At 65.0% G+C, this 25,726-nt stretch carries 21 protein-coding genes; 10 read left to right on the top strand and 11 right to left on the bottom strand.

The window, feature by feature from the left end; translation table 11 throughout:
* Positions 1–129 precede the first annotated feature (129 nt).
* Genes AC6LJY_RS01745 through AC6LJY_RS01735 form a run of 3 tightly spaced genes read right to left on the bottom strand, consistent with a single transcriptional unit; the run spans position 130 to position 2,008 of the window.
* On the bottom strand, positions 130–687 hold the full coding sequence (locus AC6LJY_RS01745; protein WP_498135139.1) for a biotin transporter BioY: 558 nt from the start codon (positions 685–687) through the stop codon (positions 130–132).
* Positions 688–737: 50 nt separating this feature from the next.
* Positions 738–1,334, bottom strand: coding sequence for an energy-coupling factor transporter transmembrane component T family protein (locus AC6LJY_RS01740; RefSeq protein ID WP_498135138.1), 597 nt, complete (start codon positions 1,332–1,334; stop codon positions 738–740).
* Positions 1,331–2,008 carry an energy-coupling factor ABC transporter ATP-binding protein gene (locus tag AC6LJY_RS01735; RefSeq protein ID WP_498135137.1) on the bottom strand — a complete coding sequence of 226 codons (678 nt, stop codon included), beginning with the start codon at positions 2,006–2,008 and terminating at the stop codon, positions 1,331–1,333. The genes AC6LJY_RS01740 and AC6LJY_RS01735 overlap by 4 nt, the downstream gene beginning before the upstream one ends.
* Before the next feature lie 52 nt (positions 2,009–2,060).
* Here AC6LJY_RS01735 and msrB point away from each other — a divergent pair, with 52 nt between their 5' ends.
* The 4 genes from msrB (at position 2,061) to AC6LJY_RS01715 (ending at position 4,180) form a co-directional block, all read left to right on the top strand.
* Positions 2,061–2,459 (top strand): peptide-methionine (R)-S-oxide reductase MsrB, encoded by a 399-nt coding sequence (gene msrB / locus AC6LJY_RS01730; RefSeq protein WP_046802562.1) that lies wholly within the window; start codon positions 2,061–2,063, stop codon positions 2,457–2,459.
* Positions 2,460–3,035, top strand: a complete 576-nt coding sequence (locus AC6LJY_RS01725; protein ID WP_046802561.1) for a septation protein A — start codon at positions 2,460–2,462, stop codon at positions 3,033–3,035.
* An 81-nt stretch (positions 3,036–3,116) separates the two neighbouring features.
* Positions 3,117–3,386, top strand: a complete 270-nt coding sequence (locus tag AC6LJY_RS01720) for a BolA family protein (RefSeq protein ID WP_046802560.1) — start codon at positions 3,117–3,119, stop codon at positions 3,384–3,386.
* 17 nt (positions 3,387–3,403) lie between these two features.
* Positions 3,404–4,180 (top strand): peptidylprolyl isomerase, encoded by a 777-nt coding sequence (locus AC6LJY_RS01715; RefSeq protein WP_498135136.1) that lies wholly within the window; start codon positions 3,404–3,406, stop codon positions 4,178–4,180.
* Between the two features lie 75 nt (positions 4,181–4,255).
* Here the strand turns inward: AC6LJY_RS01715 and ligA are convergent, their stop codons facing one another.
* Genes ligA through smc form a run of 3 tightly spaced genes read right to left on the bottom strand, consistent with a single transcriptional unit; the run spans position 4,256 to position 11,018 of the window.
* The gene (gene ligA, locus AC6LJY_RS01710) at positions 4,256–6,358 is read right to left on the bottom strand and encodes an NAD-dependent DNA ligase LigA (protein WP_498135135.1); all 2,103 of its coding nucleotides are present in this window, start codon (positions 6,356–6,358) and stop codon (positions 4,256–4,258) included.
* Positions 6,359–7,438, bottom strand: coding sequence for a cell division protein ZipA C-terminal FtsZ-binding domain-containing protein (locus tag AC6LJY_RS01705; RefSeq protein WP_104142985.1), 1,080 nt, complete (start codon positions 7,436–7,438; stop codon positions 6,359–6,361).
* Positions 7,439–7,484: 46 nt separating this feature from the next.
* Complete coding sequence (gene smc, locus AC6LJY_RS01700; RefSeq protein ID WP_046802556.1) at positions 7,485–11,018, bottom strand: chromosome segregation protein SMC; 3,534 nt, start codon at positions 11,016–11,018, stop codon at positions 7,485–7,487.
* 263 nt (positions 11,019–11,281) lie between these two features.
* Here smc and lplT point away from each other — a divergent pair, with 263 nt between their 5' ends.
* Entirely contained in the window at positions 11,282–12,598 is a 1,317-nt protein-coding gene (lplT, locus tag AC6LJY_RS01695) for a lysophospholipid transporter LplT (RefSeq protein WP_046802555.1), read from the top strand.
* Between the two features lie 141 nt (positions 12,599–12,739).
* On the opposite strand, the gene AC6LJY_RS01690 is transcribed toward lplT, so the two are convergent.
* Entirely contained in the window at positions 12,740–13,786 is a 1,047-nt protein-coding gene (locus tag AC6LJY_RS01690; RefSeq protein WP_498135134.1) for a uracil-DNA glycosylase, read from the bottom strand.
* Positions 13,783–15,177: a tRNA (adenosine(37)-N6)-threonylcarbamoyltransferase complex dimerization subunit type 1 TsaB gene (gene tsaB / locus AC6LJY_RS01685; RefSeq protein WP_498135133.1), complete on the bottom strand. Its 1,395-nt coding sequence runs from the start codon at positions 15,175–15,177 to the stop codon at positions 13,783–13,785. Before tsaB ends, AC6LJY_RS01690 begins: the two co-directional genes overlap by 4 nt.
* Positions 15,178–15,307: 130 nt before the next feature.
* On the opposite strand from tsaB, the gene risA reads away from it, so the two are divergent.
* The 4 genes from risA (at position 15,308) to AC6LJY_RS01665 (ending at position 18,672) form a co-directional block, all read left to right on the top strand.
* Positions 15,308–16,042 carry a response regulator transcription factor RisA gene (gene risA, locus AC6LJY_RS01680; protein WP_003813882.1) on the top strand — a complete coding sequence of 245 codons (735 nt, stop codon included), beginning with the start codon at positions 15,308–15,310 and terminating at the stop codon, positions 16,040–16,042.
* Positions 16,043–16,076: 34 nt separating this feature from the next.
* Complete coding sequence (risS, locus tag AC6LJY_RS01675) at positions 16,077–17,471, top strand: sensor histidine kinase RisS (protein ID WP_006217983.1); 1,395 nt, start codon at positions 16,077–16,079, stop codon at positions 17,469–17,471.
* Between the two features lie 59 nt (positions 17,472–17,530).
* Positions 17,531–18,079, top strand: a complete 549-nt coding sequence (locus AC6LJY_RS01670) for a peroxiredoxin (RefSeq protein ID WP_006217982.1) — start codon at positions 17,531–17,533, stop codon at positions 18,077–18,079.
* 74 nt (positions 18,080–18,153) lie between these two features.
* The gene (locus tag AC6LJY_RS01665; protein WP_006223770.1) at positions 18,154–18,672 is read left to right on the top strand and encodes a carboxymuconolactone decarboxylase family protein; all 519 of its coding nucleotides are present in this window, start codon (positions 18,154–18,156) and stop codon (positions 18,670–18,672) included.
* A gap of 96 nt (positions 18,673–18,768) precedes the next feature.
* On the opposite strand, the gene AC6LJY_RS01660 is transcribed toward AC6LJY_RS01665, so the two are convergent.
* The 3 genes from AC6LJY_RS01660 to ispD all read right to left on the bottom strand — a co-directional run bounded on the left by AC6LJY_RS01660 (position 18,769) and on the right by ispD (position 22,212).
* Positions 18,769–20,835, bottom strand: coding sequence for a DUF4344 domain-containing metallopeptidase (locus AC6LJY_RS01660; protein ID WP_240434045.1), 2,067 nt, complete (start codon positions 20,833–20,835; stop codon positions 18,769–18,771).
* 205 nt (positions 20,836–21,040) lie between these two features.
* Positions 21,041–21,532, bottom strand: coding sequence for a 2-C-methyl-D-erythritol 2,4-cyclodiphosphate synthase (gene ispF, locus AC6LJY_RS01655; RefSeq protein WP_046802551.1), 492 nt, complete (start codon positions 21,530–21,532; stop codon positions 21,041–21,043).
* Positions 21,529–22,212, bottom strand: coding sequence for a 2-C-methyl-D-erythritol 4-phosphate cytidylyltransferase (ispD, locus tag AC6LJY_RS01650; RefSeq protein ID WP_104142975.1), 684 nt, complete (start codon positions 22,210–22,212; stop codon positions 21,529–21,531). The genes ispF and ispD overlap by 4 nt, the downstream gene beginning before the upstream one ends.
* Positions 22,213–22,241: 29 nt before the next feature.
* Between ispD and mfd the strand changes: the two genes are divergently transcribed.
* Positions 22,242–25,724: a transcription-repair coupling factor gene (gene mfd / locus AC6LJY_RS01645; RefSeq protein WP_189371450.1), complete on the top strand. Its 3,483-nt coding sequence runs from the start codon at positions 22,242–22,244 to the stop codon at positions 25,722–25,724.
* The last annotated feature ends 2 nt before the right edge of the window (positions 25,725–25,726 follow it).

Raw genomic sequence — 25,726 nt, 5'->3', positions numbered from 1 at the left:
ACTTGATGGCGAACTTGTACTAGAAAATCTTTCGGCGCGTCAGTTGGGGGATTCCCTTGTAATGGGCAGCATGCCCCAAAGCGCATCGCCAGCTGGTTACCTTACTGTCACCCCGCACTGACAAATCTGTCAGCGGCCCAACATCGGCCACACCCTTTCCACGCGCGAAGCCACCCAGGCGGCGATCACGACTTTGATCAGGTCGCCCGGCAGGAAGACCGCCACGGCGGCGGCCGCCTTGGGCAGACCCATCTTGGTCACCGAGGCCAGCCACGGCACGCCAAACGCATAGACGACCACAATGCCGCCCACCCCGCAGGCCACGACATACGCGCCCAGCTTCGCCCAGTCGCGGTTGGCCCGGCCCACCAGCGTGCGGGTCAGCCAGCCGATGACAAATGCGCCCACCACCATGCCCACCAGAAAGCCGCCCGTGGGCCCCATGAACGCGCCCAATCCGCCACGACCGCCCGGCAGCACCGGCAGGCCGATCGCAGCCAGCAGCAGGTAAAGCAGGCACGCCAGCGCGCCACGCACGGGGCCCAGCATGGCGCCCGCCAGCATGACGCCCAGCGTCTGCAAGGTGATCGGCACCGGAATGCCGGGCAGTGGTATCGGCGGGATCAGGCTCAGGACGACGATCAGCGCGGCAAACAGCGCAATCAGCACAGTGTTATGGGATTTCATGGCATTACCTATTGGGTGGGGTGGGGGCGCCCGGCTGAGGGGCGCCCGGCTCAGGGGCTGCGCGCGTCGATGGCTTCGGCCACTTCCTGGGCGCGCTTTAATGTCAGCACGATCAAGGGCACGATCAGGGCAACCGGATGGGCGCCCAGCCCGCGCGCCGCCTGGGCCTCGCGGATGTCTTGGAAATTGCGCCAGATTTCAGGCACGAACCGCAAGGTCAGCGCCAGTGCCAGCGCCACTTTGCCGGCGTCGACCAGCCCGATCCGCTCAAACGGCGTCAACCCCCGTTCGCAGACGGCGATCAGGTCCGACGTGCGCGTGGCCAGCGTGACGGCCAGCGCCAGCCCCACCATCGCGCCCACTCGCAGCACGACGGCCAGGGCGTCGATCGGCCCCTGGAATACGCCCGTGAACAGCGCCACGGCCAGCAGCACCCACAGCAGCCCGCGCACCTGGCGCCAGACGGCGGCGGCCGACACGCCCGTAGACCAGACCAGAATGGCCGAAACGGTAAACGCGGCGCCCAGCCACCGCGGGTCGCGCAGCATGAACAGCCCCGCCCCGGCGGCCACCAGCGCCACGAGCTTTACCCAGGCAGGCAGCCGGTGCAGCGGACTGCGGCCGGCGACGTAAAGAGGTTCGATCATGCGCAGTGCTCCCGGTACCAGCGCAAGGCCGGCGCGGGCGCGTCGTCGGCGGCAATGACACCATCGCGCACGACCAGCACCCGGTCAAAATCGTCCAGCAGGTCCAGGTCGTGGCTGACGACCACGGCATCATGGGGCAGCGCGGCAATCGCGTCTCGGACCCGGTTGCGGTTGCGCAGGTCCAGCTGCGTGGTGGGTTCGTCGAAGACGACCAGCGCCGGCGCCATGACCAGCACGGCCGCCAACGCCACCAGCTGGCGTTCGCCGCCCGACAGCGTGTGGCTGCTGCGGTCGGCCAGATGCCCGACCCCCAGCGCATTCAATTGGACGTCGATGCGCGATTCACGCAGCGCCTTGTCCGGTTCCAGCCGCTTCAGCCCGAAGGCCAGGTCTTCGCGCACGATCGGGAAAACAATCTGGTTTTCGGGGTTTTGAAACACAAAGCCCACACGGCGGCGCACGGCTTTCAAATCGTCCCGAGTGTCCAGCCCATCCACCCGAACACTGCCCGACGATGGCAGCACCAGCCCGTTCAGCAGGCGCGCAAGCGTGCTCTTGCCGGCGCCGTTGGGCCCGACGATGCCGATGCGGCGCTCGGCCAGCGTCGCGCTCACCCCGCGCAACACTTCCGCCTGGGGCGTGGCCACTACCGCCTGGTCAAACTCGATTAACATGGGGCGGGATTATGCCCGAACCATTTCGGGCATCGGGACTCCAAGAGCTGATATGGAAAAAGTACGCAAATCCGACGCCGAATGGCGCGCACAACTTTCCCCCGAAGAATACGTGGTCACCCGCGAAAAGGGTACCGAACGCGCATTCACCGGGCGTTACTGGAATACGACCACGCCGGGCATTTACCGCTGTGTGGGCTGTGGCACGGCCCTGTTCGCATCCGACACCAAATTCGACGCCGGCTGTGGCTGGCCCAGCTACTTCCAGCCGCTGGACCCCGAACTGGTGCGCGAAGAGCGCGACGTCAGCCACGGCATGGTCCGCACCGAAGTCCTGTGCAACGTATGCGATTCGCACCTGGGCCACGTCTTCCCCGACGGCCCGCCGCCCACCGGGCTGCGCTATTGCATCAATTCCCTGTCGATGACGTTTGAACCCATAGAAGACTGAATGAAGAAGTTTCTGTTCGACCTGTTTCCGCTGTTCCTGTTCTTCATTGCCTATCGGTACACGGACATCTTCATCGCCACGGGTGTCGCCATGGCGGCAGCCGTGCTGCAGATCGTGTGGCTCAAGCTCACGGGCCGCGCCACCGAGGCCATGCACTGGATCAACCTGACGGTCATCCTGGTCTTTGGCGGCGCCACCATCTGGTTGCACAGCGATGTCTTCATCAAGTGGAAGCCCACCGTGCTGTATTGGCTGTTTGGCGGTGCGCTGCTGATTTCCCGCTGGGTGTTCGGGCGCAACCTGATTCGTCGGCTGATGGAAAAGCAGATTCAACTGCCCGACGCCGCCTGGGACAAGCTGAACCTGGTCTGGGCAGCCTTCTTCCTGGTCGCCGGCGCGCTGAACCTGTATGTGGCGTTCTCGGGTCATTTCACCGAATCGCAATGGGTCAGCTTCAAGGCATTCGGCCTGATGGGCTTGATGGTCGTCTTCGTGATCGGCCAGTCGGTATGGCTGGGCAAGCATATCCAGACCGACGACACCGCCGGTTCCGGCACGCCGCCGGGCAAGCCCTGACGCGCCAGCCGGCCCGACCACACGGTCCAATCATAGGCGCGCCCACTCTCGTGGGCGCGCCGGAACTTTCATCTAGCCGCCATGTCCGACAACACCGATCGCATCACCCTGATCCGAGAGCGCCTGGCCGCCCTGGAACCTGTAACGCTGGACATTCTGGACGACTCGCATTTGCATGCCGGCCACGAAGGCAGTAAAAACGGCGCCGGCCACTATCGCGTCCATATCGTAGCGCCTTGCTTCACGGGGCTCTCCGCCGTGGCGCGACATAGGCTGGTGTATCATCATTTGCAAGATTTGATCCCCTATCCGATTCATGCGCTTGCGCTAGATGCCCAGGCTCCCAAATAGAAAGTAAAAGGATATTCATGAAACGCATCGTCATGCTGGCTGCGGCCTGCGTCATCGCCGTGCCCGCTTTCGCGCAAAACGTGGCCACCGTCAACGGTAAGGCCATTCCGCAAAAGAATTTGGATCAATTCGTCAAGCTGCTGGTCAGCCAGGGCGCGACCGATTCGCCGCAATTGCGCGAACAGGTCAAGCAAGAAATGATCAACCGCCAGATCTTCGTGCAAGCCGCCGAATCCAGCGGCATCGCCAAGCAAGCCGACGTTCAAACCGAAATCGAACTGGCCCGCCAGGGCATCCTGGTGCGCGCCCTGATGGCCGACTACCTGGCCAAGAACCCGGTTTCGGACGCCAAGATCACCGCCGAATACGAGAAGATCAAGAAGGAACAAGCCGGCAAGATGGAATACAAGGTCCGTCATATCCTCGTCGAAGACGAGAAGACGGCCAATGACCTGCTGGCCCAGATCAAGAGCAACAAGAGCAAGTTCGACGATCTGGCCAAGAAGAACTCCAAGGACCCCGGCAGCGCCGAAAAGGGTGGCGATCTGGGTTGGGCTCCCCCGACCAACTACGTCCAGCCGTTCGCGCAAGCCGTGACTCAGTTGAAGAAGGGCGAACTGGTCGACAAGCCGGTCCAAACCCAATTTGGCTGGCACATCATCAAGGTTGAGGACACCCGCCCGGTGGAATTCCCGCCGCTGGATCAAGTGCGTCCGCAACTGGAAGAAATGCTGCGTCAGCAAACCCTGGCCGACTACCAGAAGCAACTGCGCGACAAGGCCAAGATTCAGTAAGCCTGCCCTGCGCCAAAATCAAAACTGCCCGCTATCGCGGGCAGTTTTTTTTGGGGCTGGGACATCCCCTTTGGGCTAGGACATTCCCAATAGCGCTTTCAACGCATCTTCATCCAACACGGTCACGCCCAGTTCCTGCGCCTTGGTGAGCTTGCTGCCAGCCTCTTCGCCGGCCACCAGATAAGCGGTTTTCTTGGAGACCGAACCGCTGACCTTGCCGCCCGCGGCCTGGATGTGCATCGATGCTTCCTCGCGCGTCCAGTTGGGCAGGGTGCCGGTCAACACAAAGGTCTTGCCCGCCAGCGTCGTGCCTTGCGGCGCGGCGTCGGCCACGGGGTTCACCCCCTGCGCCTTCAATTGCTCGATGACGTCCCGGTTGTGCTGCTCGGCAAAGAAGCGGCGGATGGATGCCGCCACCACGGGGCCCACGTCGGGCACGGACGACAAGGCGTCTTCATCGGCGTCCATGATGGCGTCGATGCTGCCGAAATGCCGTGCCACGTCGCGCGCGGTGGTTTCACCCACGTGACGAATACCCAGCGCAAACAACAGGCGGTTCAAGCCCGGGGCGCGCGCTTTGTCGATGGCCGCCACCAGGTTATCGGCCGACTTCTGGCCCATGCGATCCAGGCCCACCAGCTCGAGCGGACGCAGGCTGTACAGATCGGCCAAAGTCTTGACCCGGCCGCTGTCGACCAACTGGTCCACCAACTTTTCGCCCAGCCCTTCGATGTCCAGCGCCTTGCGGCTGGCCGCATGCCACAGCGTCTGCTTGCGCTGCGCGGCGCAGAACAGGCCGCCCGTACAGCGCGCAATGGTCTCGTCTTCCAGCCGTTCAATGGCCGAGCCGCAGACCGGGCAGGCCGTGGGCATGACGAATTCCTGGGCGTCGTCGGGCCGCTTTTCAAGCACGGGGCCCAGCACTTCGGGGATCACATCGCCCGCGCGGCGCACGATGACGGTGTCACCCTTGCGCACGTCCTTGCGGCGGATTTCGTCTTCGTTGTGCAGCGTCGCGTTGGTGACGGTCACGCCGCCCACGAACACGGGTTTCAGGCGAGCCACGGGCGTGATCGCGCCCGTGCGCCCAACCTGGACTTCAATATCCAGCAGCGTGGTGGTGGCTTCTTCGGCGGCAAATTTGTGCGCCAGCGCGAAGCGCGGCGCGCGCGCCACGAAGCCCAGCACTTTCTGCGCGGGCAGCGAATCTACTTTGTAGACCACGCCGTCGATGTCGTAAGGCAGGCTGGCACGCAGCTCGCCCACCTTGGCATAAAAGGCCATCAAGCCTTCGGCGCCCGTCGCGCGACGGTTGTGCTTCAAGTTGACCGGCAGGCCCAGCTCGTGCAGCCAGGCCAGCATGGCGCCATGCGACGCTTCGGGCAGTTGCGAGGCCTGACCGGCGCCGGCCGTGGCCTCGTCGAACAAGCCGCTTTGCTTGCCGGGCAGGCCCTGCACTTCGCCCCAGCCATACGCAAAGAAGCGCAGCGGCCGCTTGGCGGTGATGCGCGGGTCCAGCTGACGCAGGCTGCCGGCGGCGGCATTACGCGGGTTGACGAAGATCTTTTCGTCACGCTTGGCCTGCGCAGCGTTCAACTTTTCAAAGTCGGCGCGATTCATCAGCACCTCGCCGCGCACTTCCAGCACTTTCGGGGCGGACCCTTTCAGTTGCAGCGGAATGGCCTTGATGGTGCGGATGTTGGAGGTGACATCTTCGCCCGTCTGGCCGTCGCCGCGCGTGGCGGCCTGCACCAGACGGCCGTCCTCGTAACGCAGGCTGATCGCCAGCCCGTCCAACTTGAGCTCACAGAAATAATCGGCTTGCTGCGCCGGCCCCAGCAGGCCCGCGCCGCGCAACGTGTCCGTGACACGGCGGTCGAACGCCACCACCTCTTCTTCGGCAAAGGCGTTGTTCAGCGACAGCATCGGCACGGCATGGCGCACGCTGCCAAAGGCGGAGACAGGCGCCGCGCCCACGCGTTGCGTGGGCGATTCGGGGGTGATCAGTTCGGGATGCTCGACCTCTAGGGCTTCAAGCTGCCGCATCAGCCCGTCGTACTCGGCATCCGAGACGGAGGGCTCGTCGTAGACGTAATAGCGGACGTTGTGCTGTTCCAGCTCGGCGCGCAGGCGCGCCGCGGTTTCCGCCGGGTTGACTTCACCAGACGCGCGGCTCATTTATGCAAACACCCGTTGAGCACGCTCGCTTCCGGCGGGCAGGCCCGCTTGTTCAAGCTGTTCGAACAGCACTTGGAGGCGTTCGTCGATAACCGTTTCGGAACCATCCGCCAGCGGCTTGCCCTGGTCATCGACCAGCTCGGCGCGCAAGCGGGCGGCCAAGTCGCGGCCCACGTCGACCATGCGGCCAAAGGCACGCGTATCGGCCGGCGCACAAGGCACGTCCAGCAGCAGGTACAGGCGTTCGACGCCACCCATGCCGGCGTCGAAGGCGGCGCCATCGGCGCGCGACAGCGTGAAGCGGGTCACGCCGTTTTCGGCGGGCCACGCCAGGCGATTGCCATCCGCCACGAAGCCCGTGTCGCGGGCCACGGACAGCACTTCGGCGGCAGGCTGGGCCGCGCCCAGCAGCAGCGTCAGGCCGACCTGGGTATCCAGCGCGGCGCAGGTGTCGTCCAGGCGGGCGCCCTGCTCCAGCACGGCTTGCTGGTCGGGGCCTTCGATGGTGGCGTCGAAACGTTCGGCCATGTCCTGGGCGCGAGCCCAGGCTTGCGACCATTCAATGGCAGTCAGGGGGCCGCTGCGATTGGCCAGCAGCACCGCCAGTTGCATCGACGCATACGATTCGCCGGCATGCACGCGGGCACGATGGCGGCGCTGGTCGGTTTCGGCGAATACGCGCATCGGCTTGCGGCCCACGTGGCGCAGGCTTTGCATGTAAGGCAGCAGGTCGGCGCCACGCACGGGTTCGGCGAAATTGATTTCGATGACCACTTCGCAGGCGGGGTCGGGCTCTTCGGTGTCGTCGGCATCGCTACCCGGGTCCACCGGCGCGGGCTGGCCGGGGTGCGCGCGCGGCGCATCGCCGCCCATGCCGGGCTCGCGACGGCTCGCGCCCGCGGCAGTGGCCGAAGCGGCTGCGCCGGCAGCGCCGGCACCCAGCAACGGATCCTGTTCAGACGTGGGGAAATGGCTTTGCATCTTGCGCCGGACGCGCCGGTCCTGCCACCAGTTGAATCCCAACACCAGCAGTATCAGCAAGACGCCCAGGGCTATCAGCCCGATCTGCAAATCACTCATGTGTACATCCCGCGCCAGGAGGGCGGCGCCTTTCTAAATATGGGGTTTATGCCGCTTCGGAGGCCATCATTTGCACGGCCGAATCTATGTCTACCGCAACGATACGCGAAACCCCTTGCTCTTGCATGGTTACGCCGATCAGCTGCTTGGCCATCTGCATGGCGATCTTGTTGTGCGAAATAAATAGGAATTGGGTTTGCTCGCTCATGTTGGCGACCAGGTTTGCGTAGCGTTCGGTGTTGGCGTCGTCCAGCGGCGCGTCCACCTCGTCCAGCAGGCAGAACGGCGCCGGGTTCAGCTTGAACAACGCGAACACCAGCGCGGTCGCGGTCAGCGCTTTTTCGCCGCCGGACAACAGGTGAATCGTGCTGTTGCGCTTGCCGGGCGGCTGGGCCATGACCTGCACGCCCGCGTCGAGAATTTCCTCGCCCGTCATGCTGAGCTTGGCTTCGCCCCCACCAAACAGCTTGGGGAACAGTTCGCCAAAGTGGCCGTTCACGATGTTGAAGGTTTCTTGCAGCAGCTCGCGCGTTTCGCGGTCGATCTTGCGGATCGCATCTTCCAGGGTTTCGATGGCGGTCATCAAATCCTGGTGCTGGGAATCCAGGAAACCCTTGCGTTCACGCGACGTGTTCAATTCGTCCAGCGCCGCCAGGTTGACCGAGCCCAACGATTCAATCTGGCGCGAGATCCGGCCCACTTCCTGTTGCAGCCAGCTGGCGCGGCGCCATTCTTCGGGGCGGGTGGCCAGGTCCTGGGCCAGCGCCTCGCGGTCGACTTCGCGGGCGTTCAGCTGTTCGGTGAATTGCTCTTCAGCCAGGCGGGCGGCCTGCTCTTGCAACTGCAATTCCATGATGCGCGCTCGGCGCGGTTCCAGCGTCTGTTCCTGCTGTTGCCGGTCTTCATCGGCGCCGCGCAACAGAGCCGCCAGGTTTTCCATTTCCTGGCGCGCGCGCGACAGCGCTTCTTCGCGCTCGGCACGGGCTTCCAGGGCATCTTGCAACCCGGCCTGCGACGCGGACGCGTCCAGTTCGGCCAGATCGCCCATCAGTTGTTCAAGCTCCACCGTGCCGCGCTGGCTTTGGTCGGCGGCCAATTGCTGGTTGCGTTGCAGGTCGGTAATGCGGACCTGAATGCCGCGTTCGGCAAATTCGGCTTCTTGCGCGGCGCGCTCAAGCTCGCGCAGGCGCGTACGGGCGGCTTCGGCCTGGGCGGCCAGCGTTTCGCCGTCCATTTCGGCATCGGCAAAGCGGGATTGGTGCTCGGCCAGTTCTTCGTCCAGCGTCTCGAAGCGGGCTTCGGCTTCTTCGCGGGTGGCGCGCAGGTCTTCTTCCTGAACCTTGATTTCTTCCAGATCCTGGCGCAGGCGCGATGCCCGTTCGCCGGATTGCTCGGCCTGCTGTTGCAGCCGGGAATGTTCAAGCTGGATGTCGTGCACGCGGCGCGTGACCTCGGCCACGCGCGTGCGCGCCGGGGCGATGGCCTGCGAGACCTGCTGCCAGGCCGCTTCGGCGCGGGCAACCGCGGCACGCGCCTGGTCGGCGATCAGCTGCTGGGCCTTGATCTCGCGTTGCAGGTTTTCAATTTCCTGCTGGCGGGCCAACAGGCCGGCCTGTTCGGAATCCGGCGCGTAAAAGCGGACGCTATGGGCATCGATCAGGTGGCCGGCCTTGACCACGCAGGCGCTGCCGGCGGGCAAGGTCGCGCGCATGGCCAGAGCCTGCGTCACGTCGGTCGCGGTGTAGATGCCGGCCAGCCAGTCGTTCAGCAGCGTGCGCAGGTCCGGGTCGGTGATGCGCAGCAGGCTGGCCAGCGGCGTCAGGCCGGCCGGGGCGGCCGGCGCGGGCGCCGCGACGGGCAATTGATAGAAAGCCAGCCGGGCGGGCGGCGCGTCTTCGGCGAACGCGCGGGCCCAATCCAGGTTGCGCACTTCCATGGACGCCATGCGCTCGCGCAGGGCGGATTCCAGGGCGGTTTCCCAGCCCGGCTCCACGTGCAGCTTTTGCCACAGGCGCGACAGCCCGGCCAATTCGTGCTTGGCCAGCCAGGGTTCCAGCGCGCCCTGCTTCTGCACGTCTTCCTGCAGCTTCACCAGCGCGGACAGGCGGGCTTCCAGACGGGCCAGGTTCTGGGCGTCGGTCTGGGCGGCGGCCTGGGCGCGGCTGCGCTCGGCATCCGCTTCCGGCACGCGGCCTTCCAGCGTGGCCAGTTCTTCCTGGGCTTCTTGCAGCTGGTCTTCGCCGGCTACCCGGTCGCCGGCCAGTTGCTCCAGGCGGACGGGGTCGGGCGCATGCAGCTCGCGTAGCTCTTGTTGCAGGCGTTCGCGGCGCTGCTCCAGCACCTGCATCTGGCGGTCGGCGTCGCGCTGGGTCTGGGCGACCAGCGCCAGGTTCTGTTCGACCCGGGCCAGGGCGGCGCGCATTTCGTCGCGGCCCGAGGCGGCCTCGCGCACACGCTGCTCGACGGCGGGCAACCCCGCCTGAGCGTCTTCGGCGGCGGCCCGCGCCTCTTCGGTGCGGGCGGCGGCGGTGGCAAGGTCGTCTTCGGCCTGGGCGATTTGCTCAGTGCAGTGCTCGCGCTGGCTGGTCCATTCCGCGATCTGCTGCTGCAACTGGTCGCGGCGCGATTGCAGACGGTTGCGCGAATCCACCACGTGGCGGATCTCGGCTTCCAGGCGGCTGACCTGCGCGTTGGCTTCGTACAGCGCGCCCTGGGCGGTGTGCACGGCGTCGCTGGCCGCGTAGTGGGCCTGACGGCGCGATTCCAGCGCCGCTTCGCCCGCCCGCAGGCCGGCGATGGCGGCTTCCAGCTCGTTTTGCGCCTGCGCCATTTCCTGGGCTTTCTTGGCGCGCTCTTCCCGAGCCCCGGTTTCCTTCAGGAACCACAGGGAATGCTGTTTCTTTTCGCCGTCGGCCTGAAGCTCGCGGTATCGCGTGGCGACTTCGGCCTGGGCTTCCAGCTTTTCAAGCTGGCTGTTCAGTTCGCGCAGAATGTCTTCCACGCGAGTCAGGTTTTCGCGCGTGTCGGACAGGCGGTTTTCGGTCTCGCGGCGGCGTTCCTTGTAGCGCGACACGCCGGCCGCTTCTTCCAGGAATACCCGCAGTTCTTCAGGGCGCGCCTCGATCAGGCGGTTGATCATGCCCTGCCCGATGATGGCGTAGCCACGCGCGCCCAGGCCGGTGCCCAGGAAGATGTCGTGGATGTCGCGGCGCCGGACCTGCTGGTTATTGACGAAATAGCTGCTGGTGCCGTCCCGGGTCAGGACCCGGCGCACGGCGATTTCGGCGTAGGTGCTCCATTGGCCCGCAGCCCGCCCTTCGCTGTTGTCGAACACCATTTCCACCGACGCACGGGCCGCTGGCTTGCGGTTGCCCGAGCCGTTGAAAATGACGTCCTGCATGGACTCGCCGCGCAGTTCCGAGGCCTTGGCCTCGCCCAGCACCCAGCGCACCGCATCGATGATGTTCGATTTCCCGCAGCCGTTCGGACCCACCACGCCAACCAGTTGACTGGGCACGGGAATCACGGTGGGATCGACGAAGGACTTGAAGCCGGCGAGTTTTAGCTGAGTAAGACGCACAGTACGATGACGACGGGGTGGGTTGACGAAAGGCGTTAACGGACCTGCCGCACAGATTGCAAACCGGCCCACGAAGGGCCGGCTCACATATGGGTCGTATGATACCGCAGGCAGTCTGTCGCTAAACGTCAGTAATGGTCAACCCACGGGCAAACGCTCAATGGTGCGCCTTCGGGCACCGGCTATACTCCCTGACACTTTTTGGCACGACACATAATTTTCACGCGGACTGGCCGGGCTCAGGCCAAAGAACGGGGACATTCTTGAAACGTGGTTTCTATCTGGTCATGGCCGCGCAGGCCTTCTCGTCATTGGCGGACAATGCGCTGTTCATCGCAGCCATCGCCTTGATACAGGAGCTGCACGGCCCCGACTGGTTGGCGCCCATGATGAAATGGTCGTTCGCGCTGGCCTACGTGGTGCTGGCGGCCTTTGTCGGCGCCCTGGCGGACTCTTTCCCCAAGGGCCGCGTGATGTTCTCCACTAACGCCCTGAAGGTGGCCGGCTGTCTGCTGATGTTCTCGTACGCCAGCATCGGCGTTGCCCCCGAATACCAGACCTACCTGGTTTGCGCCGCCTATGCCGTGGTCGGGATCGGCGCGGCGGCCTATTCCCCCGCCAAGTACGGCATCGTCACCGAAATGCTGCCGCCCCACATGCTGGTCAAGGGCAATAGCTGGATCGAAGGGCTGACGGTGTTTTCCATCATTCTGGGCACGGTGCTGGGCGGCCTGTTGATTTCGTCCTCGGTGTCGACCGCCCTGTTGAGCCATTCCTTCATCGGCAGCCTGGTGCACACCCCCGCCGAAGCCGCCATCCTGGTCATTGCGTTCGTCTACCTGCTGGCGGCGCTGTGCAACCTGATGATTCCGCGCACCCATGTGCGCTACCCGCCGCAGCAGAAAAACCCGGTGCGCCTGATCCGCACGTTCTGGGGCTACGTCTGCGTGCTGTGGAAAGACAAGCTGGGCCAGATTTCACTGGCGGTCACCACCCTGTTCTGGGGCGCGGGCGCCACGCTGCAACTGATCGTTATCGAATGGGGCCGCAGCCACCTGGGCTATCAGCTGGACAAGGCGTCGATGCTGATGGGCGTGGCGGCGCTGGGCACCGTGGTCGGCTCGATCCTGGCCGGCCGCATCCCGCTGCGCCGCGCGCTGGCCGTGCTGCCGGTGGGCGCCGCCATGGGGCTGGTCGTGTTGCTGATGCCGCTGGTCTATTCGCCCTGGAGCGTCTACCTGCTGCTGCTGATCACGGGCGGGCTGGCCGGTTTCTTCGTGGTGCCGATGAATGCGCTGCTGCAACATCGCGGCCACGTGCTGCTGTCGGCGGGCCATTCCATCGCGGTGCAGAACTTCAATGAACAGCTCAACATCCTGCTGATGGTGGCGATGTACACGCTGCTGCTGTGGCTGCAACTGCCGATCAACATCATCATCGTGATTTTTGGCTCGGTGGTGGCGGTGCTGATGGTGGTGTTCATGCGCTGGAGCAAGCGCAACATGCAGGCCAACCCCGATCTGCACGACCAGATCGGGCAGGAAGGCCATGGGCGTGCGCTGGATTCGAATACCCACTAAGACGCCAAGCCGTTGATCGGAAACGAAAAACGGGCGATAAAGGCGGGCAACACAAGATGCGCAATACAAGACGCGCAATAAAAAAAAGCCGGGCCCAAGCCCGGCTTTTTATCGTCCGCCGCCAGCGGCAAGCCAGCGCGGTCAGATCTGGCGGGACGCCAGCTTAAGGTCTTGCCAGGCCCGCGCCTTTTCGGACGGGCTGCGCAGCAGGTACGCCGGGTGATAGCTGACGATCAGCGGAATCTGGCTGCCGTCCTCCGTCTTGAGCGTATGCACGCGGCCACGCAGGCTGCCGATGGTGGCGTCCGTACCCAGCAACGTCTGCGCGGCAAACCGGCCCAGGACCAGGATGCGCTCCGGCTTTAGCAAGGCGATCTGGCGCATCAGATACGGGCTGCAAGCGGCAATTTCCTCGGGCTTGGGATTGCGATTGCCCGGCGGGCGGCACTTGATGACGTTGGTGATGAAGACGTCCGTGTCGCGGCTCATGCCCACGGCGGCCAGCATGGCGTCCAGCAGTTGGCCGGAGCGGCCGACAAACGGGTGGCCCTGCCGGTCTTCTTGCTCGCCCGGGGCCTCTCCCACGACCAGCCAGCGGGTAGGCGTTGCCCCATGGCCAAAGACCGCGTGGCGGCGCCCCTGGCACAGCCCACACGCCGTACACGCCACCACCTGCTCGCGCAGTTCGTCCAGATTGGCGTTTTTCACCGCCTCGGCCACGGGGATGCGAGGCGCTTCGACCGCTTCTTCTTCGGCCGTCTTGGGAACGGGACGCGGCGGCGGGCCGGTGCGGTTCAGGATGGAAGCGGGAATGCCCGGGCGTCCAGAACTGCGTTCGCTCGCGACGGCGGCCGGAGCAGCGACCGGCGCGGCAGTCGACGCAGCAGTCGACGCAGCAGTCGATGCGGCCGCCGGCATCGGAGCGGCGGGCGGCACGGCCTCCACCCGGGCCTGCTCAGCGGCAGGCTGACCGGACACGTTGACATGCGCGGCGGGCGCATCCGGGGCACGGGCCGCCACCCCGGAATCCAACAAAACCGGTTTTGAAACAGGGGCTTGCGGCGCAACGGGCGCACGAGCATCGGCCGGAGCCGGGCGCAGCCACAGCCTTTCCATGCCAATTTCGCGCAGCCAGATGCGCTGAAGCGGATTGACGCGGGGCGCCACGGCGGGCGTCGGCACGGTCATGCGAGCACCTCCGGCGTGGCGTCAAAGCGTTTTTGCATGACCAGAGCGTCTTCGCGCGTGCCTTTTTCAGCGGGGTAGTACCCACGGCGCACACCGATCTGCAAATAACCGTGGTCGCGGTAAAAGCTGACGGCGGAGACGTTGGACGGGCGCACTTCCAGCAGCACGCCCTCAAGCCCCCGTTCCCGCGCCTGCGCCTCGCACCATCGCAGCAGAATGCCGCCCAGCCCTTGCCGATGCAGCTGTTTGGACACGGCGATGACGAGCAAGTGCGCGACGTCCGGCGCAAACATCAAAATGCAGAAGGCAGCGACTTTGCCGTCGCGGCGAAGTACCCAAGCGCCGTAGCCCGCCGCCAGTGCGTCGACGAAGTTGCCGCGCGTCCAGGGAAACGCCTGCACGTGGGCCTCCAGCGCGGCCACCTCGTCCAGGTCGTCGTGCGTCAAGGGCTGGGGTTGTTCGGCGGGCGCAAGGTGCCCGGAACGTTCCGCCACGCGGCCCTGCTGCGGCCGATCGGCGGGCTCTGGCTGTGCACCACGCTGCGATGAGTCGGTGAGCTGGGATGGGTCGTTGCGCGGTGATTGCTTGGCCTCCGACGCCAGCGACGGCGCGGCTTTCGGGTTGCCGCCTTCGCCCCGCATGCGTTCGGCGGTGGTAAAGGCAACCTTGTCGCGCACATAAAGCGGCGCGGCCTCTTCCGGAGGCAGCGCTTCACCGCGCAGCCAGCCTTGTCGCGCCAGACGCGCCACGCTGGCGGCTTCGGGGCGCAACGCATCGGCCGCGCGCGCCCACCCATCCGGCGCAATCATGTCGGACGCGTAGGCATCCCAGGCGTCGCCCGCCAGCAGCGGGCGCAAAGCCTGGCCCTCGGAATCCGACCATTGGGCAAGGTGATGCGCCGTCCAGGGCACGACCTCGGCAGCCGCGATCAACAGCGGGGCTTGCAGGACCTGCCAGGCGGACTCTTCGGCCCCCTGCGCGCCCAACGGGCGATAAACCGCCAGATAGACCTCGTTCATGCGCGCGTCCAGCGCCACCACGATGGCGTTCGCGGGCGTGGCCCCGGCCACCTGCGCGGCGACCGCCTGGTGGGATACGACAGGCAGCACCGGAATGCCCAGCCCCAGGCCCATGCCCTGGGCCACGCCGCAAGCGACACGCAGGCCGGTAAAGCCGCCCGGCCCCTGGCCAAACGCCACGGCGTGCAGGGCCGTGGGTGCAATGCCGGACTCGGCAAGCAGCTCGTTCGCCATCGGCAAGAGTCGTTCCGCATGCTCTTGGGACCCCTCGTGCTCGCGGGTAATCACCTGCAAACGGCCATCGACCGTTCGCAGTAAAGCCACCCCGCAACGGGACGAAGACGTTTCCAAAGCCAGCAGGTTTAGTTCCATAGGTGCAGATTGTACGAAATACGCGGCTCCTCCCCCGGTTGTAAGGGGGATTTCAACCATGGTTCGCAATGTGTAATATCTTGTGAACGCCCACTAGCCGCTGGTTCTTGTCACTGTTACATTTCCGGCCATGAATACGCAAAACACCACCCCCACCCGAAAAATCCTCGTCGTTGACGATGATCCGCGCTTGCGCGATTTGCTGCGCCGGTATTTGTCCGAGCAGGGATTCAACGTTTTCGTCGCCGAAGACGCCAAAGAGATGGGCAAACTCTGGCAACGCGAGCATTTTGACCTGCTCGTGCTGGATCTGATGCTGCCCGGCGAAGATGGTCTGTCCATCTGTCGTCGGCTGCGCGGTGGCCACGACAATACGCCCATCATCATGCTCACGGCCAAGGCGGAAGAAATCGACCGCATCGTGGGCCTTGAAATGGGCGCGGACGACTACCTGTCCAAGCCTTTCAACCCCCGGGAACTGCTGGCACGGATCAACGCGATCCTACGCCGTCGCGGCACCGAAGAACATCCGGGCGCTCCCAGCCAGGAAAACGAGTCGATCGCTTTCGGCCCCTACGTGCTGAACTTGTCCACCCGTACGCTGACGCGCAACGGCGAACAAGTGCCGATCACCACCGGCGAATTCTCGGTGCTCAAGGTGTTTGCGCGCCATCCGAAGATTCCCCTGTCCCGCGACAAGCTCATGGAACTGGCTCGCGGCCGCGAATACGAAGCTTTCGATCGCAGCCTCGACGTGCAGATCTCGCGCCTGCGCAAACTGATCGAACCCAATCCGTCCAAGCCCGTGTTCATCCAGACCGTTTGGGGTCTCGGATACGTGTTTGTGCCGGACGGTGGTAGCTGATCGGCTCGCCCGCCCTGGGCAGGAGCGCAGCCTCGTGCCCCGCTTGCGCAGAACCTTCAGGAACCTGACTTCACGTTTGCGGCTCGGCTTGTTCGGCCGCACGTTCCTGCTGCTCGCAGCGCTGATGCTGGTCAGCCTGGGCGCGTGGCTACAAGTATTTTTCAGCATGGAGCTGGGACCGCGCGCCAATCAAATGGCGCAGCGGGTGATCACGGCCGTCAATATCACGCGCACGGCCCTGATCTACTCTCATAACGGCGAACGCAGCAAGCTGCTGCTGGACCTGGCCACCAACGAAGGCATTCAGGTCTACCCGCGCGAAGTCACCGACTTTGCCGAAGCCCTTCCCGACGACGACTACTGGCAGCGTGTGGCGCAGCATATCCGCACGCGCTTTGGCCCGGAAACGCAGATCGCCTGGGGCGTCAACCAGGTGCCCGGCTTCTGGGTCAGCTTCCAGATCGAAAAAGATCTGTACTGGCTGGTGTTCGAGCGAGAACAGATTGGCTTGACGGGTGGTATCGAATGGCTGGGATGGGGCGCCACGGCGTTGCTGCTTTCCCTTGTCGGTGCGGCGGTCAGCGTGGGGTTCGTGAACCGGCCCCTGTCCCGGCTTGCCCGCGCCGCGCAGGTGTTGTCGCGCGGCGAGACGCCCGCGCCACTACCCGAACAGGGTCCTTTGGAAATCCGCGACCTGAACGCCTCGTTCAACCGCATGGCTAAAGACCTGCGGCAGGCCGAGGCCGACCGAGAGCTGATGCTGGCCGGGATCTCGCACGACCTGCGCACCCCGCTGGCCCGCATGCGCCTGGAAATCGAGCTTAGCGGCGTGTCGGAAGACGCCCGCCAGGCCATCGACGAAGACCTGGGCCAGATCGACCACAGCATCGGCCAACTGATGGAATATGCACGGCCCGCCGGCACCCTGCCGCAGCTGGCCACCGACATTTCCGCGGTACTGGCCGAGCTCTATGAACGTGAACGCAGCCACACCGCGTCGTTGGGCGGCGAACTGGAAGCGTCGCTGGAACCCGGGCTGCGTGCCCGGATCACGGCGCTGGACCTGAAGCGGGTGGTCAGCAACCTGATCGAAAACGCGCGGCGCTATGGTCGGTCCAGCGACGGCATGGCGCACCTTGTCATGACGCTGCAAGCCGAAGGCGGCATGATCGTGATCGAAGTATGCGACCGCGGACCGGGCATCGCGCCCGAAGACGTCGACCGGCTGCTGCGGCCTTTCTCGCGTGGCGAAGCGGCGCGTACCGGTGTCAGCGGCGCGGGCCTGGGTCTGGCCATTGTCGAACGCCTGCTCAAGCACGTGGGCGGAACGCTGCGGATGCTGCCTCGCGAAGGCGGCGGGCTGACCGCGCGCATAGAGTTGCCCAAAGCCAAGTTTAGGAATTATCAATTAGACAACGATAATCCATAGCGTAGAATTTATGGTTTAAGGCACTGCCTTATCTCCACCAACAACTACTGGGAGTAAACATGAAAACTGTTGGCGACAAACTCGAGCCCTTCAAGGTCACCGGCGTCAAGCCCGGCTTCAACCAGCACGAAGAGAATGGCGTGTCGGCGTTTGAAGACATCACCGAAAGCTCGTTCCCCGGCAAGTGGAAGGTGATCTACTTCTACCCGAAAGACTTCACGTTTGTGTGCCCGACCGAAATCGTCGGCTTCAACAAGCTGGCCAAGGATTTCGAAGACCGCGACGCCGTTCTGCTGGGCGGCTCCACCGACAACGAATTCGTCAAGCTGGCATGGCGCCGTGAGCACCCGGACCTGAACAAGCTGGGCCACTACCAATTCGGCGACACCACCGGTGCCCTGATCGACCAACTGGGCGTCCGCGAAAAGGGTGCTGGCGTTGCTCTGCGCGCCACGTTCATCGTTGACCCGGACAACACGATCCAGCACGTTTCGGTGAACAACCTGAACGTCGGCCGTAACCCGGAAGAAGTTCTGCGCTTGCTCGACGGTCTGCAAACCGACGAGCTCTGCCCGTGCAACCGTACGGTTGGCGGCGCTACGCTGTAATTTCCAGCCCGGCCCAGGGCCTGTACACAGGCCCGGCGCCGGGCTTTACTTGCTCTAGATTATAGGTAAAAACTATGGAATTTCTTACGACCATTAAGGAACAGCTGCCGGATTGGGCCAAGGACATCCGCCTGAATCTGGACGCCGTCATCGCCCGTTCCACGCTGGCGCCTGAAGATGCCGTTGGCGCCGCCCTGTCCGCCGCTTACGCCGCGCGCAGCCCGGTGCTGGTCGAAGCCTTCAAGAGCGGCCTGTCGGAAGGCGACGCCAATGCCGCCCTGACCGCTTCCGCACTGATGGGCATGAACAACACCTGGTATCCCTACGTCGAAATGACGGGCGACGCCAACCTGAAGAGCCTGCCCGCGCAGCTGCGCATGAACGCCTACGCCACCCATGGCGGCGTCGAGAAAAAGCGCTTTGAACTGTTCGCGCTGGTTGCTTCGATCATCGGCAAGTGCCATTTCTGCGTGGCCTCGCACTATGAAAACCTGAAGAACGACGGCCTGTCGACCGAACAGCTGCGCGACGCCGGCCGTATCGCCGCCGTCGTCAACGCCGCCGCCCTGGCGCTGGCCGCCCAAGGCAAGTAAGCCTCGGTCTGAAGATGGAAAAAAGCCCGCCTGTGCGAACAGGCGGGCTTTTTATTGCCGCGCGCCAAGGTGATGGCGCCGACGGGGACTGCGCGATTAGTTCTGCGCCGGCTTCACGGGCGAGGTCGGCAAACCGTTGGCCACCCAGGCTTCCAGGCCGCCGCGATACCAATAGGCGTCCCAGCCCAAAGTGCCGACGCGCAACGCCGCGTTGTACGACGAACGGTCGTTCATGCCGGCGCCCATCAATACGATCGGCACGCCCCGGTTGCCGCCCGACTTCTTCATCAGCCAATCGTCCAGCGGACCTTGCAGGCTGTCCTTGACGCTGCCGTCCGATCCCGCGTCGGCCAGCGGATAGGCGATGGGCAAGGTGTCGCGCAGCCCGCTGCTGTCCACGATGATCAGATTCTTGTTGTTCTTGATCAGCTGAACCAAATCGCCGGTGGTGATGACCTTGGCGCGGTAGTGCTGGACCGGCGTGGGTCCCTTGTACGGCGCCGAGAACAGCAAGGTCGTGGCCGGCACGCCGCTGTCCTTCAATTCATCGAAGCCGCCGGTCGGGGCGGCGGCGCCCTGCCCTTGTCCCGCCGGCGCCTGCTGCTGGCGGGCAGGCGGCGCCGAGCCGTCCTTGGCCACGATTTCACCGCCCACCGTGCCCATTTCGATGTCCGAAATCATCACGGCAATGTTCTCGATCAGCTCATAGCACATGGTGATCGAGCCTTCGCGCGGGCTGTACCAGGCGTTGAGCTTGCCGCAGTCCTTGAAGACCACGTTCACCGGCCGGGGCAGCACATACGTCTTGCCCAGCAGCTTGATGTTTTCGCCGATGGCGGCCGACAGGTTGTTCGCGAACAGGTTGCCGATCTTGCGCTTGGACGGTTCGAACACCACGTTCACCGGCGCGCCGGGCGCGTTGGCCGGTTGCTCGCCGTCCGGCGTCCAGGTACCGACGCGCGTGTACGGCGCCAGAATCTTGCGCCACGCGCGGTTCTGCTTGTTGAATTCGTCCGTGCAACGGGCCTTGGTGCGGTCTTCGAATCCGGTTTGTTGAACCACCGTTTCGAACACAGCGGGGTTGCCGCCGTACATGATGCAAAGCATGTTGCGGAAGCGCTTCAGGTCGCCCGTGTGTTCGTCCTGCCATGCCGAGGGCGCCTGACCACGGCTTTCCGACAGCTTGCCGCTGTAATACCACTGCAGCGCGGCGTAGGTGGCCGCTTCGCGCGCCATGCGGTCCACGTCCTTGCTGCCCGACGGGTACATCGTGGGTTCCACGATCTGCAACGCCGCGTAGATATCCACCGCATCCTCTTCGGCGCCGGTGGACGGCAATTGCAGTTCGCCGATCAGCGCATGGCCGAACTCGTGCATGAAGATGCTTTTCATCAAGCCGATATACACGGCGACGATGCGTTCGGTATCGCCACCGAAACGGGGATACGGACCCGAGCCCGGCAAGCCGGAATTATTGCCGCCCGGCGACGGGGCAGCCTGGGGCGTATTGACGCGCGGCTGGGTGTTCTGCGGGCTGGCGCCCGTGGCGCCGCCGCGCGGAGGCAGGCCCGCGGGCGGCGGGCTGGCCGCGCCACCGCCACGAGGCGGCAAGCCGGTGGACGGCGGTGCTGCCGGCGGCTGCTTGGACCCTTGGTTGGTCGTGATGGAAAAATCCGCGATGCCGAACGTGCCGACGTCATACGCCATGATGCCGATATCCGCGCCCAGCGCCGACACGTCCGCCACGTCGCCGATCTTCTGGCCGTTCACGATGAAGCGCGCGGCGCCCGGCACCTCGACCACCTTGATGCGGTCCGACCCGTCCAGCTTGGCGACATTCGGCACAGAGCCGAAATCACGGCGGTTCTGCCCTTCCAGGCAAAACAGCTTCGTGTTTTTGTCGGCCATGATTTCAAGCAGGCACAGGCTCTTGGTGGCGCGGTTGTTCATCACAACGCCGATGGACGCCTTGGGATTCTGCGAATTGACGACCACATTGACGTCGGTGATGCGGCCGGCGTCCGGTGCGGGGCCTGCCGTGACGTACAGCGTTTGCTCACTGCCCGGCGTGCCCTTGTTCTGCAAGGTGAACCAGCCGTCCTGCAAGCCCGCCGTCCAACCCTGCAACAGCTGCTGTCGGACCCCGCCAGCCAGCGGACCCAACTGCTGTTCAAACTCCGCGTGCGCGGGCGCACATACTGCGGCAAGGGCTAAAAGCAGGGCTGCGCCACGTAGATGCATCCGAATATCTCATGTGATCCGATTTAGATAGCGCGCAGAATATTCCGAATCATATGGACCCGCTTATTTATTTGTTAAAGATGTATGCCAAAGTAAATGACGCCCTTGCAAGGGGCCGGCACACGCCTCAACTGTCGACACGCGCCAACAACGCCACCACGGTCGCCGCGATGCCTTCCTTGCGGCCCAGGTAGCCCAGGCCCTCGTTGGTCTTGGCCTTGATGTTCACGTCGGCTTCGGGCAGACCGGTGTCGGCGGCAATGTTCTTCACCATGGCAGGCGCGTGCGGGCCGATCTTGGGCGCCTGCGCGTGCAACGTCGCATCGATGTTGACGGGCGCCCAGCCCGCCGCGCGCACACGCGCCATGGCTTCGCGCAGCAGCACGCGGCTATCCGCGCCCTTGAAGGCCGGGTCCGTGTCCGGGAAATGCCGGCCGATATCGCCCAAGCCCGCCGCGCCCAGCAGCGCGTCGGTGATGGCGTGCAACAGCACGTCCGCATCGGAATGGCCCAGCAGGCCGTGCGTGTGCGGGATCGTCACGCCGCCGATGATCAGCGGCCGGCCCGCCACCAGCGCGTGCACGTCAAAGCCCTGCCCGACGCGAAAAGGAATGCTCATAGCCATTTTTCCATCAGTTCAAAATCATCCGGCCAGGTCACCTTGAAGTTGCGCAGGGCACCGGGGACCAGCAGCGGCGCATAGCCGGCGGCCTCCAGGGCCGAGGCCTCGTCGGTGACCGTGACGCCATTCACAGAGGCCGCCGTCAGCGCATCGCGCAGCACGCCGGCCCGAAACATTTGCGGGGTCTGCGCCAGCCACAGCCCATTGCGATCCAGCGTGCGTTCGACCCGGTCGCGCCCGCCCTTGACGGTGTCGGCGACCGGTAACGCCAACAAGCCGCCCACGGGGTCGGCCAGGCAGGCGTCAATCAGGCGGCGCAAGGCGGCCTGGGGCAGCCCGGGCCGCGCCGCATCGTGCACCAGCACCCAGGTGTCGTCGGCCACGCCGCTTTCGGCCAAGGCGCCCGCCACGGTGTCGGCTCGCGTAGCGCCGCCGCAGGCCCGCCACACCGTGCGCGGCAAGCCGGCCAGCGCCGCGTCGACCCAGCCGTCGCCGGGCGTCACGGCCACGCGTACCTGCGATACGCGCTCATCGGCCAGCAGCGCACTCACCGCATGGCGCAACATGGGCTGTCCGGCCAATGGACGGTATTGCTTGGGAACGGGTTCGACGCCGGGCTGGCTGGCGCGGGCGCCAACGCCCGCTGCGGGAACGATCGCAATGATTGAGTCAGACATGGTGCGGTGATTTTATAATCTTCCGCTTGATGCCTGCTTCCACCCTGATGCCCACCGCCACCTCCCCCGTCACCGCCGCGCCGCCCGTCCCCGCGACCGCCCCTACTTTGTCCGCGCTGAAACCCGGCGCGCGCTATGCGCAGCCCCGGCCGCCCGGCTCCGGCGACGCCTGGTTGCTGGCAGACCTGGCCCGGCAGGCACAGGCGCCGCTGGTCATCCTGACGGCCGAACCGGTAGAGGCCCAGCGGCTGGCCGAAGAAATCCAGCTGTTTGCCCCCGACCTGCGCGTGCGCCAGCTGCCCGACTGGGAAACCCTGCCCTACGACGCGTTTTCGCCCCACCAGGACTTGATTTCCCAGCGCTTGCATACCCTGCATTCGCTGATGATGAAAACGGTGGACGTGCTGACGGTGCCGATCACCACCGCGCTGTATCGGCTGGCGCCGCCTTCGTTCCTGGCCGCCTACACGTTTTCGTTCAAGCAGAAGGACAAGCTGAACGAAGCCGCCTTGCGCGCGCAACTGACGCTGGCCAACTACAACCACGTCACCCAGGTCACGGCGCCGGGCGAATTCTGCCTGCGCGGCGGGCTGATCGACCTGTTCCCGATGGGATCGGTGGTGCCCTACCGGCTGGACCTGTTCGATGACGAAATCGAAACCATCCGCAGCTTCGACGTGGACACGCAGCGCAGCCTGTACCCCGTGCGCGAAGTGCAGTTGCTGCCCGGGCGCGAATTCCCGATGGACGAAGATTCGCGGACCCGCTTTCGCGCGCGCTTCCGGGAAGTGTTCGAAGGCGACCCGTCGCGCGCCCTGCCCTACAAGGACATCGGCAACGGCATCCCGTTCGCCGGCGTGGAATACTACCTGCCGCTGTTCTTCGAAGAAACCGCCACGCTGTTCGACTACCTGACCACGGGCACGGTCACCGTCACCGTCGGCGATATCGATGACGCCATCCAGCGCTTCAACCAGGACACGTCCAGCCGCTACGGCTTCTTGAAGAGCGATCGCGAGCGCCCCGTCCTGCCGCCTTCGGCTCTGTTCCTGGATAGCGAAACGCTGTACACGCGCTTGAAGGAATTCCGCCGTCTGTCGTTGACCGCCGGCGACCCGCACCCGGACTTTCGCGCCGTGCCCGATGTGAGCGTGGCGCGCCGTTCCGACGACCCCATCGCCAAACTTCGTGCCCTGGTGCAAACGCGTCAGACCCGGGTGCTGCTGTGCGCCGACTCCGCCGGCCGGCGCGAAACGCTGGTGCAGATGCTGAACGAGTTCGGCGTTACGCCCGATGCGCAGCCCGACACCATCGAAGCGTTCCTGGCGTCCGACGCCAACTTCGGCATCGTGGCCGCGCCGCTGGCCACGGGCTTCGGCCTGCCCCAGGCGAATCTGGCCTTCCTGACCGAAAACGACCTGTACCCGGGCCACGCCGGCACGGGGCGCCGCGGCAAGCGCGACCAGGAAAGGGCCAGCAACGTCGAAGCCATGGTGCGCGACCTGTCCGAACTGCGTGCGGGCGACCCCGTCGTCCACGCCCAGCACGGCATCGGCCGCTATCACGGGCTGGTCAACATGGACATGGGCGAAGGCGAGATGGAATTCCTGCATCTTGAATACGCCAACGGCAGCACGCTGTACGTGCCCGTATCGCAGCTGCACGTAATCGCCCGCTACAGCGGCGCGGACCCCGATGCGGCGCCGCTGCATCAGCTGGGTTCGGGCCAGTGGGACAAGGCTCGCCGCAAGGCCGCCAAGCAGGTGCGCGACACGGCCGCCGAGTTGCTGGCGCTGTATGCGCAGCGCGCCGCGCGCGAGGGCTTTGCGTTCAACTTGCCGCTGAACGACTACCAGGCCTTTGCTGAAGGCTTCGGCTTTGAAGAAACCGTTGACCAGGCGGCCGCCATCGAAGCCGTGATTGCCGACATGACGTCGGGCCGCCCGATGGACCGGCTGGTGTGCGGCGACGTCGGTTTCGGCAAAACGGAAGTTGCCTTGCGCGCCGCCTTCCTGGCCGTGGCCAACGGCAAGCAGGTCGCCCTGCTCTGCCCGACCACGCTGCTGGCCGAACAGCACGCGCAGACGTTTTCCGACCGCTTCGCCGATTGGCCGGTGCGCGTCGTCGAGCTGTCGCGTTTCCGTTCCGCCAAGGAAGTGGCGGCCGCCGTCGAAGGCATCAACGACGGCCGCGTCGACATCGTGATCGGCACGCACAAGATCCTGTCCAAGGACGTGAAGTTCAAACGCCTGGGCCTGGTCATCATCGACGAAGAGCACCGTTTTGGCGTCCGGCAGAAAGAAGCGCTGAAGGCGCTGCGAGCCGAAGTCGACGTGCTGACGCTGACGGCCACGCCGATTCCGCGCACGCTGGGCATGTCGCTGGAGGGCATCCGGGACTTCTCCGTGATCGCCACCGCGCCCCAGAAGCGCCTGGCCATCAAGACGTTCGTGCGCCGCGAAGACGGCAGCACGCTGCGCGAAGCGCTGCTGCGCGAGCTCAAACGCGGCGGCCAATGCTACTTCCTGCATAACGAAGTGGAAACCATCCACAACCGGCGCGCCCGGCTGGAAGAACTGGTGCCCGAAGCACGCATCGCGGTCGCGCACGGGCAGATGCCCGAGCGCGAGCTGGAACAGGTAATGAAGGGCTTCTACCAGCAGCGCTACAACGTGCTGCTGTGCACCACCATCATCGAAACGGGCATTGACGTGCCCAGCGCCAACACCATCGTCATCCACCGCGCCGACCGCTTCGGGCTGGCGCAGCTGCATCAGCTGCGTGGGCGCGTGGGCCGGTCGCACCACCAGGCGTACGCGTACTTGTTGACGCCGGGCGAAGACGCCATCACCAGCAATGCCAAGAAGCGCCTGGAGGCCATCCAGGCCATGGAAGAGCTGGGGTCCGGTTTCTACCTGGCCATGCACGACCTGGAAATCCGCGGCACCGGCGAAGTGCTGGGCGATTCGCAGTCGGGCAACATTCAGGAAGTGGGCTTCTCGATGTACAACGAGATGCTGAACGAAGCCGTGCGCGCGCTGCGCGTGGGCGAAGAGCCCGACCTGGACGCGCCATTCAACCTGGCGTGCGAAGTCAACCTGCACGCCCCGGCCCTGCTGCCGTCCGACTATTGCGCCGACGTGCATGCGCGCCTGGGCATCTACAAGCGCCTGGCCCACGCGGCCGATGAAGACGACCTGATCCACATCCAGGAAGAACTGATCGACCGCTTCGGCAAGCTGCCCGAAGCCGCGCAAACGCTGCTGACGACGCATCGCCTGCGTCTGGCGGCGCAACCGCTGGGCATCGTCAAGATCGACGCCAGCGAGACGCAGGCACTGATTCAGTTCGGCCCCAAGACCAGCGTTGACCCCGCGCGCATCATTGAACTGGTGCAGCGCCAACGCAACATCAAACTGGCAGGACAGGATAAATTGCGCGTTGAGATCAAAGCCGCGCAGATCCCCGCCCGCTCAGACGCCATCCGCGCCGTGCTGCGTGCCTTGAAGTAATT

It is taken from the genome of Achromobacter sp. RT286_PF (genome assembly GCF_059760425.1).
The sequence above is the reverse complement of the archived record's forward strand: the minus strand, read 5'-3'. Positions and strand labels throughout refer to the sequence as shown.

What these genes read in the sequence shown, in the direction of transcription:
- ispF (WP_046802551.1), bottom strand. Translation starts at nt 21,532, where the DNA reads ATGAGCATTCCTTTTCGCGTCGGGCAGGGCTTTGACGTGCACGCGCTG.
- AC6LJY_RS01690 (WP_498135134.1), bottom strand. Translation starts at nt 13,786, where the DNA reads ATGACCGTGCCGACGCCCGCCGTGGCGCCCCGCGTCAATCCGCTTCAG.
- tsaB (WP_498135133.1), bottom strand. Translation starts at nt 15,177, where the DNA reads ATGGAACTAAACCTGCTGGCTTTGGAAACGTCTTCGTCCCGTTGCGGG.
- ligA (WP_498135135.1), bottom strand. Translation starts at nt 6,358, where the DNA reads ATGAGCCGCGCGTCTGGTGAAGTCAACCCGGCGGAAACCGCGGCGCGC.
- AC6LJY_RS01725 (WP_046802561.1), top strand. Translation starts at nt 2,460, where the DNA reads ATGAAGAAGTTTCTGTTCGACCTGTTTCCGCTGTTCCTGTTCTTCATT.
- AC6LJY_RS01720 (WP_046802560.1), top strand. Translation starts at nt 3,117, where the DNA reads ATGTCCGACAACACCGATCGCATCACCCTGATCCGAGAGCGCCTGGCC.
- msrB (WP_046802562.1), top strand. Translation starts at nt 2,061, where the DNA reads ATGGAAAAAGTACGCAAATCCGACGCCGAATGGCGCGCACAACTTTCC.
- AC6LJY_RS01715 (WP_498135136.1), top strand. Translation starts at nt 3,404, where the DNA reads ATGAAACGCATCGTCATGCTGGCTGCGGCCTGCGTCATCGCCGTGCCC.
- AC6LJY_RS01745 (WP_498135139.1), bottom strand. Translation starts at nt 687, where the DNA reads ATGAAATCCCATAACACTGTGCTGATTGCGCTGTTTGCCGCGCTGATC.
- AC6LJY_RS01740 (WP_498135138.1), bottom strand. Translation starts at nt 1,334, where the DNA reads ATGATCGAACCTCTTTACGTCGCCGGCCGCAGTCCGCTGCACCGGCTG.
- ispD (WP_104142975.1), bottom strand. Translation starts at nt 22,212, where the DNA reads ATGTCTGACTCAATCATTGCGATCGTTCCCGCAGCGGGCGTTGGCGCC.
- AC6LJY_RS01670 (WP_006217982.1), top strand. Translation starts at nt 17,531, where the DNA reads ATGAAAACTGTTGGCGACAAACTCGAGCCCTTCAAGGTCACCGGCGTC.
- AC6LJY_RS01665 (WP_006223770.1), top strand. Translation starts at nt 18,154, where the DNA reads ATGGAATTTCTTACGACCATTAAGGAACAGCTGCCGGATTGGGCCAAG.
- AC6LJY_RS01735 (WP_498135137.1), bottom strand. Translation starts at nt 2,008, where the DNA reads ATGTTAATCGAGTTTGACCAGGCGGTAGTGGCCACGCCCCAGGCGGAA.
- mfd (WP_189371450.1), top strand. Translation starts at nt 22,242, where the DNA reads ATGCCTGCTTCCACCCTGATGCCCACCGCCACCTCCCCCGTCACCGCC.
- risA (WP_003813882.1), top strand. Translation starts at nt 15,308, where the DNA reads ATGAATACGCAAAACACCACCCCCACCCGAAAAATCCTCGTCGTTGAC.
- AC6LJY_RS01705 (WP_104142985.1), bottom strand. Translation starts at nt 7,438, where the DNA reads ATGAGTGATTTGCAGATCGGGCTGATAGCCCTGGGCGTCTTGCTGATA.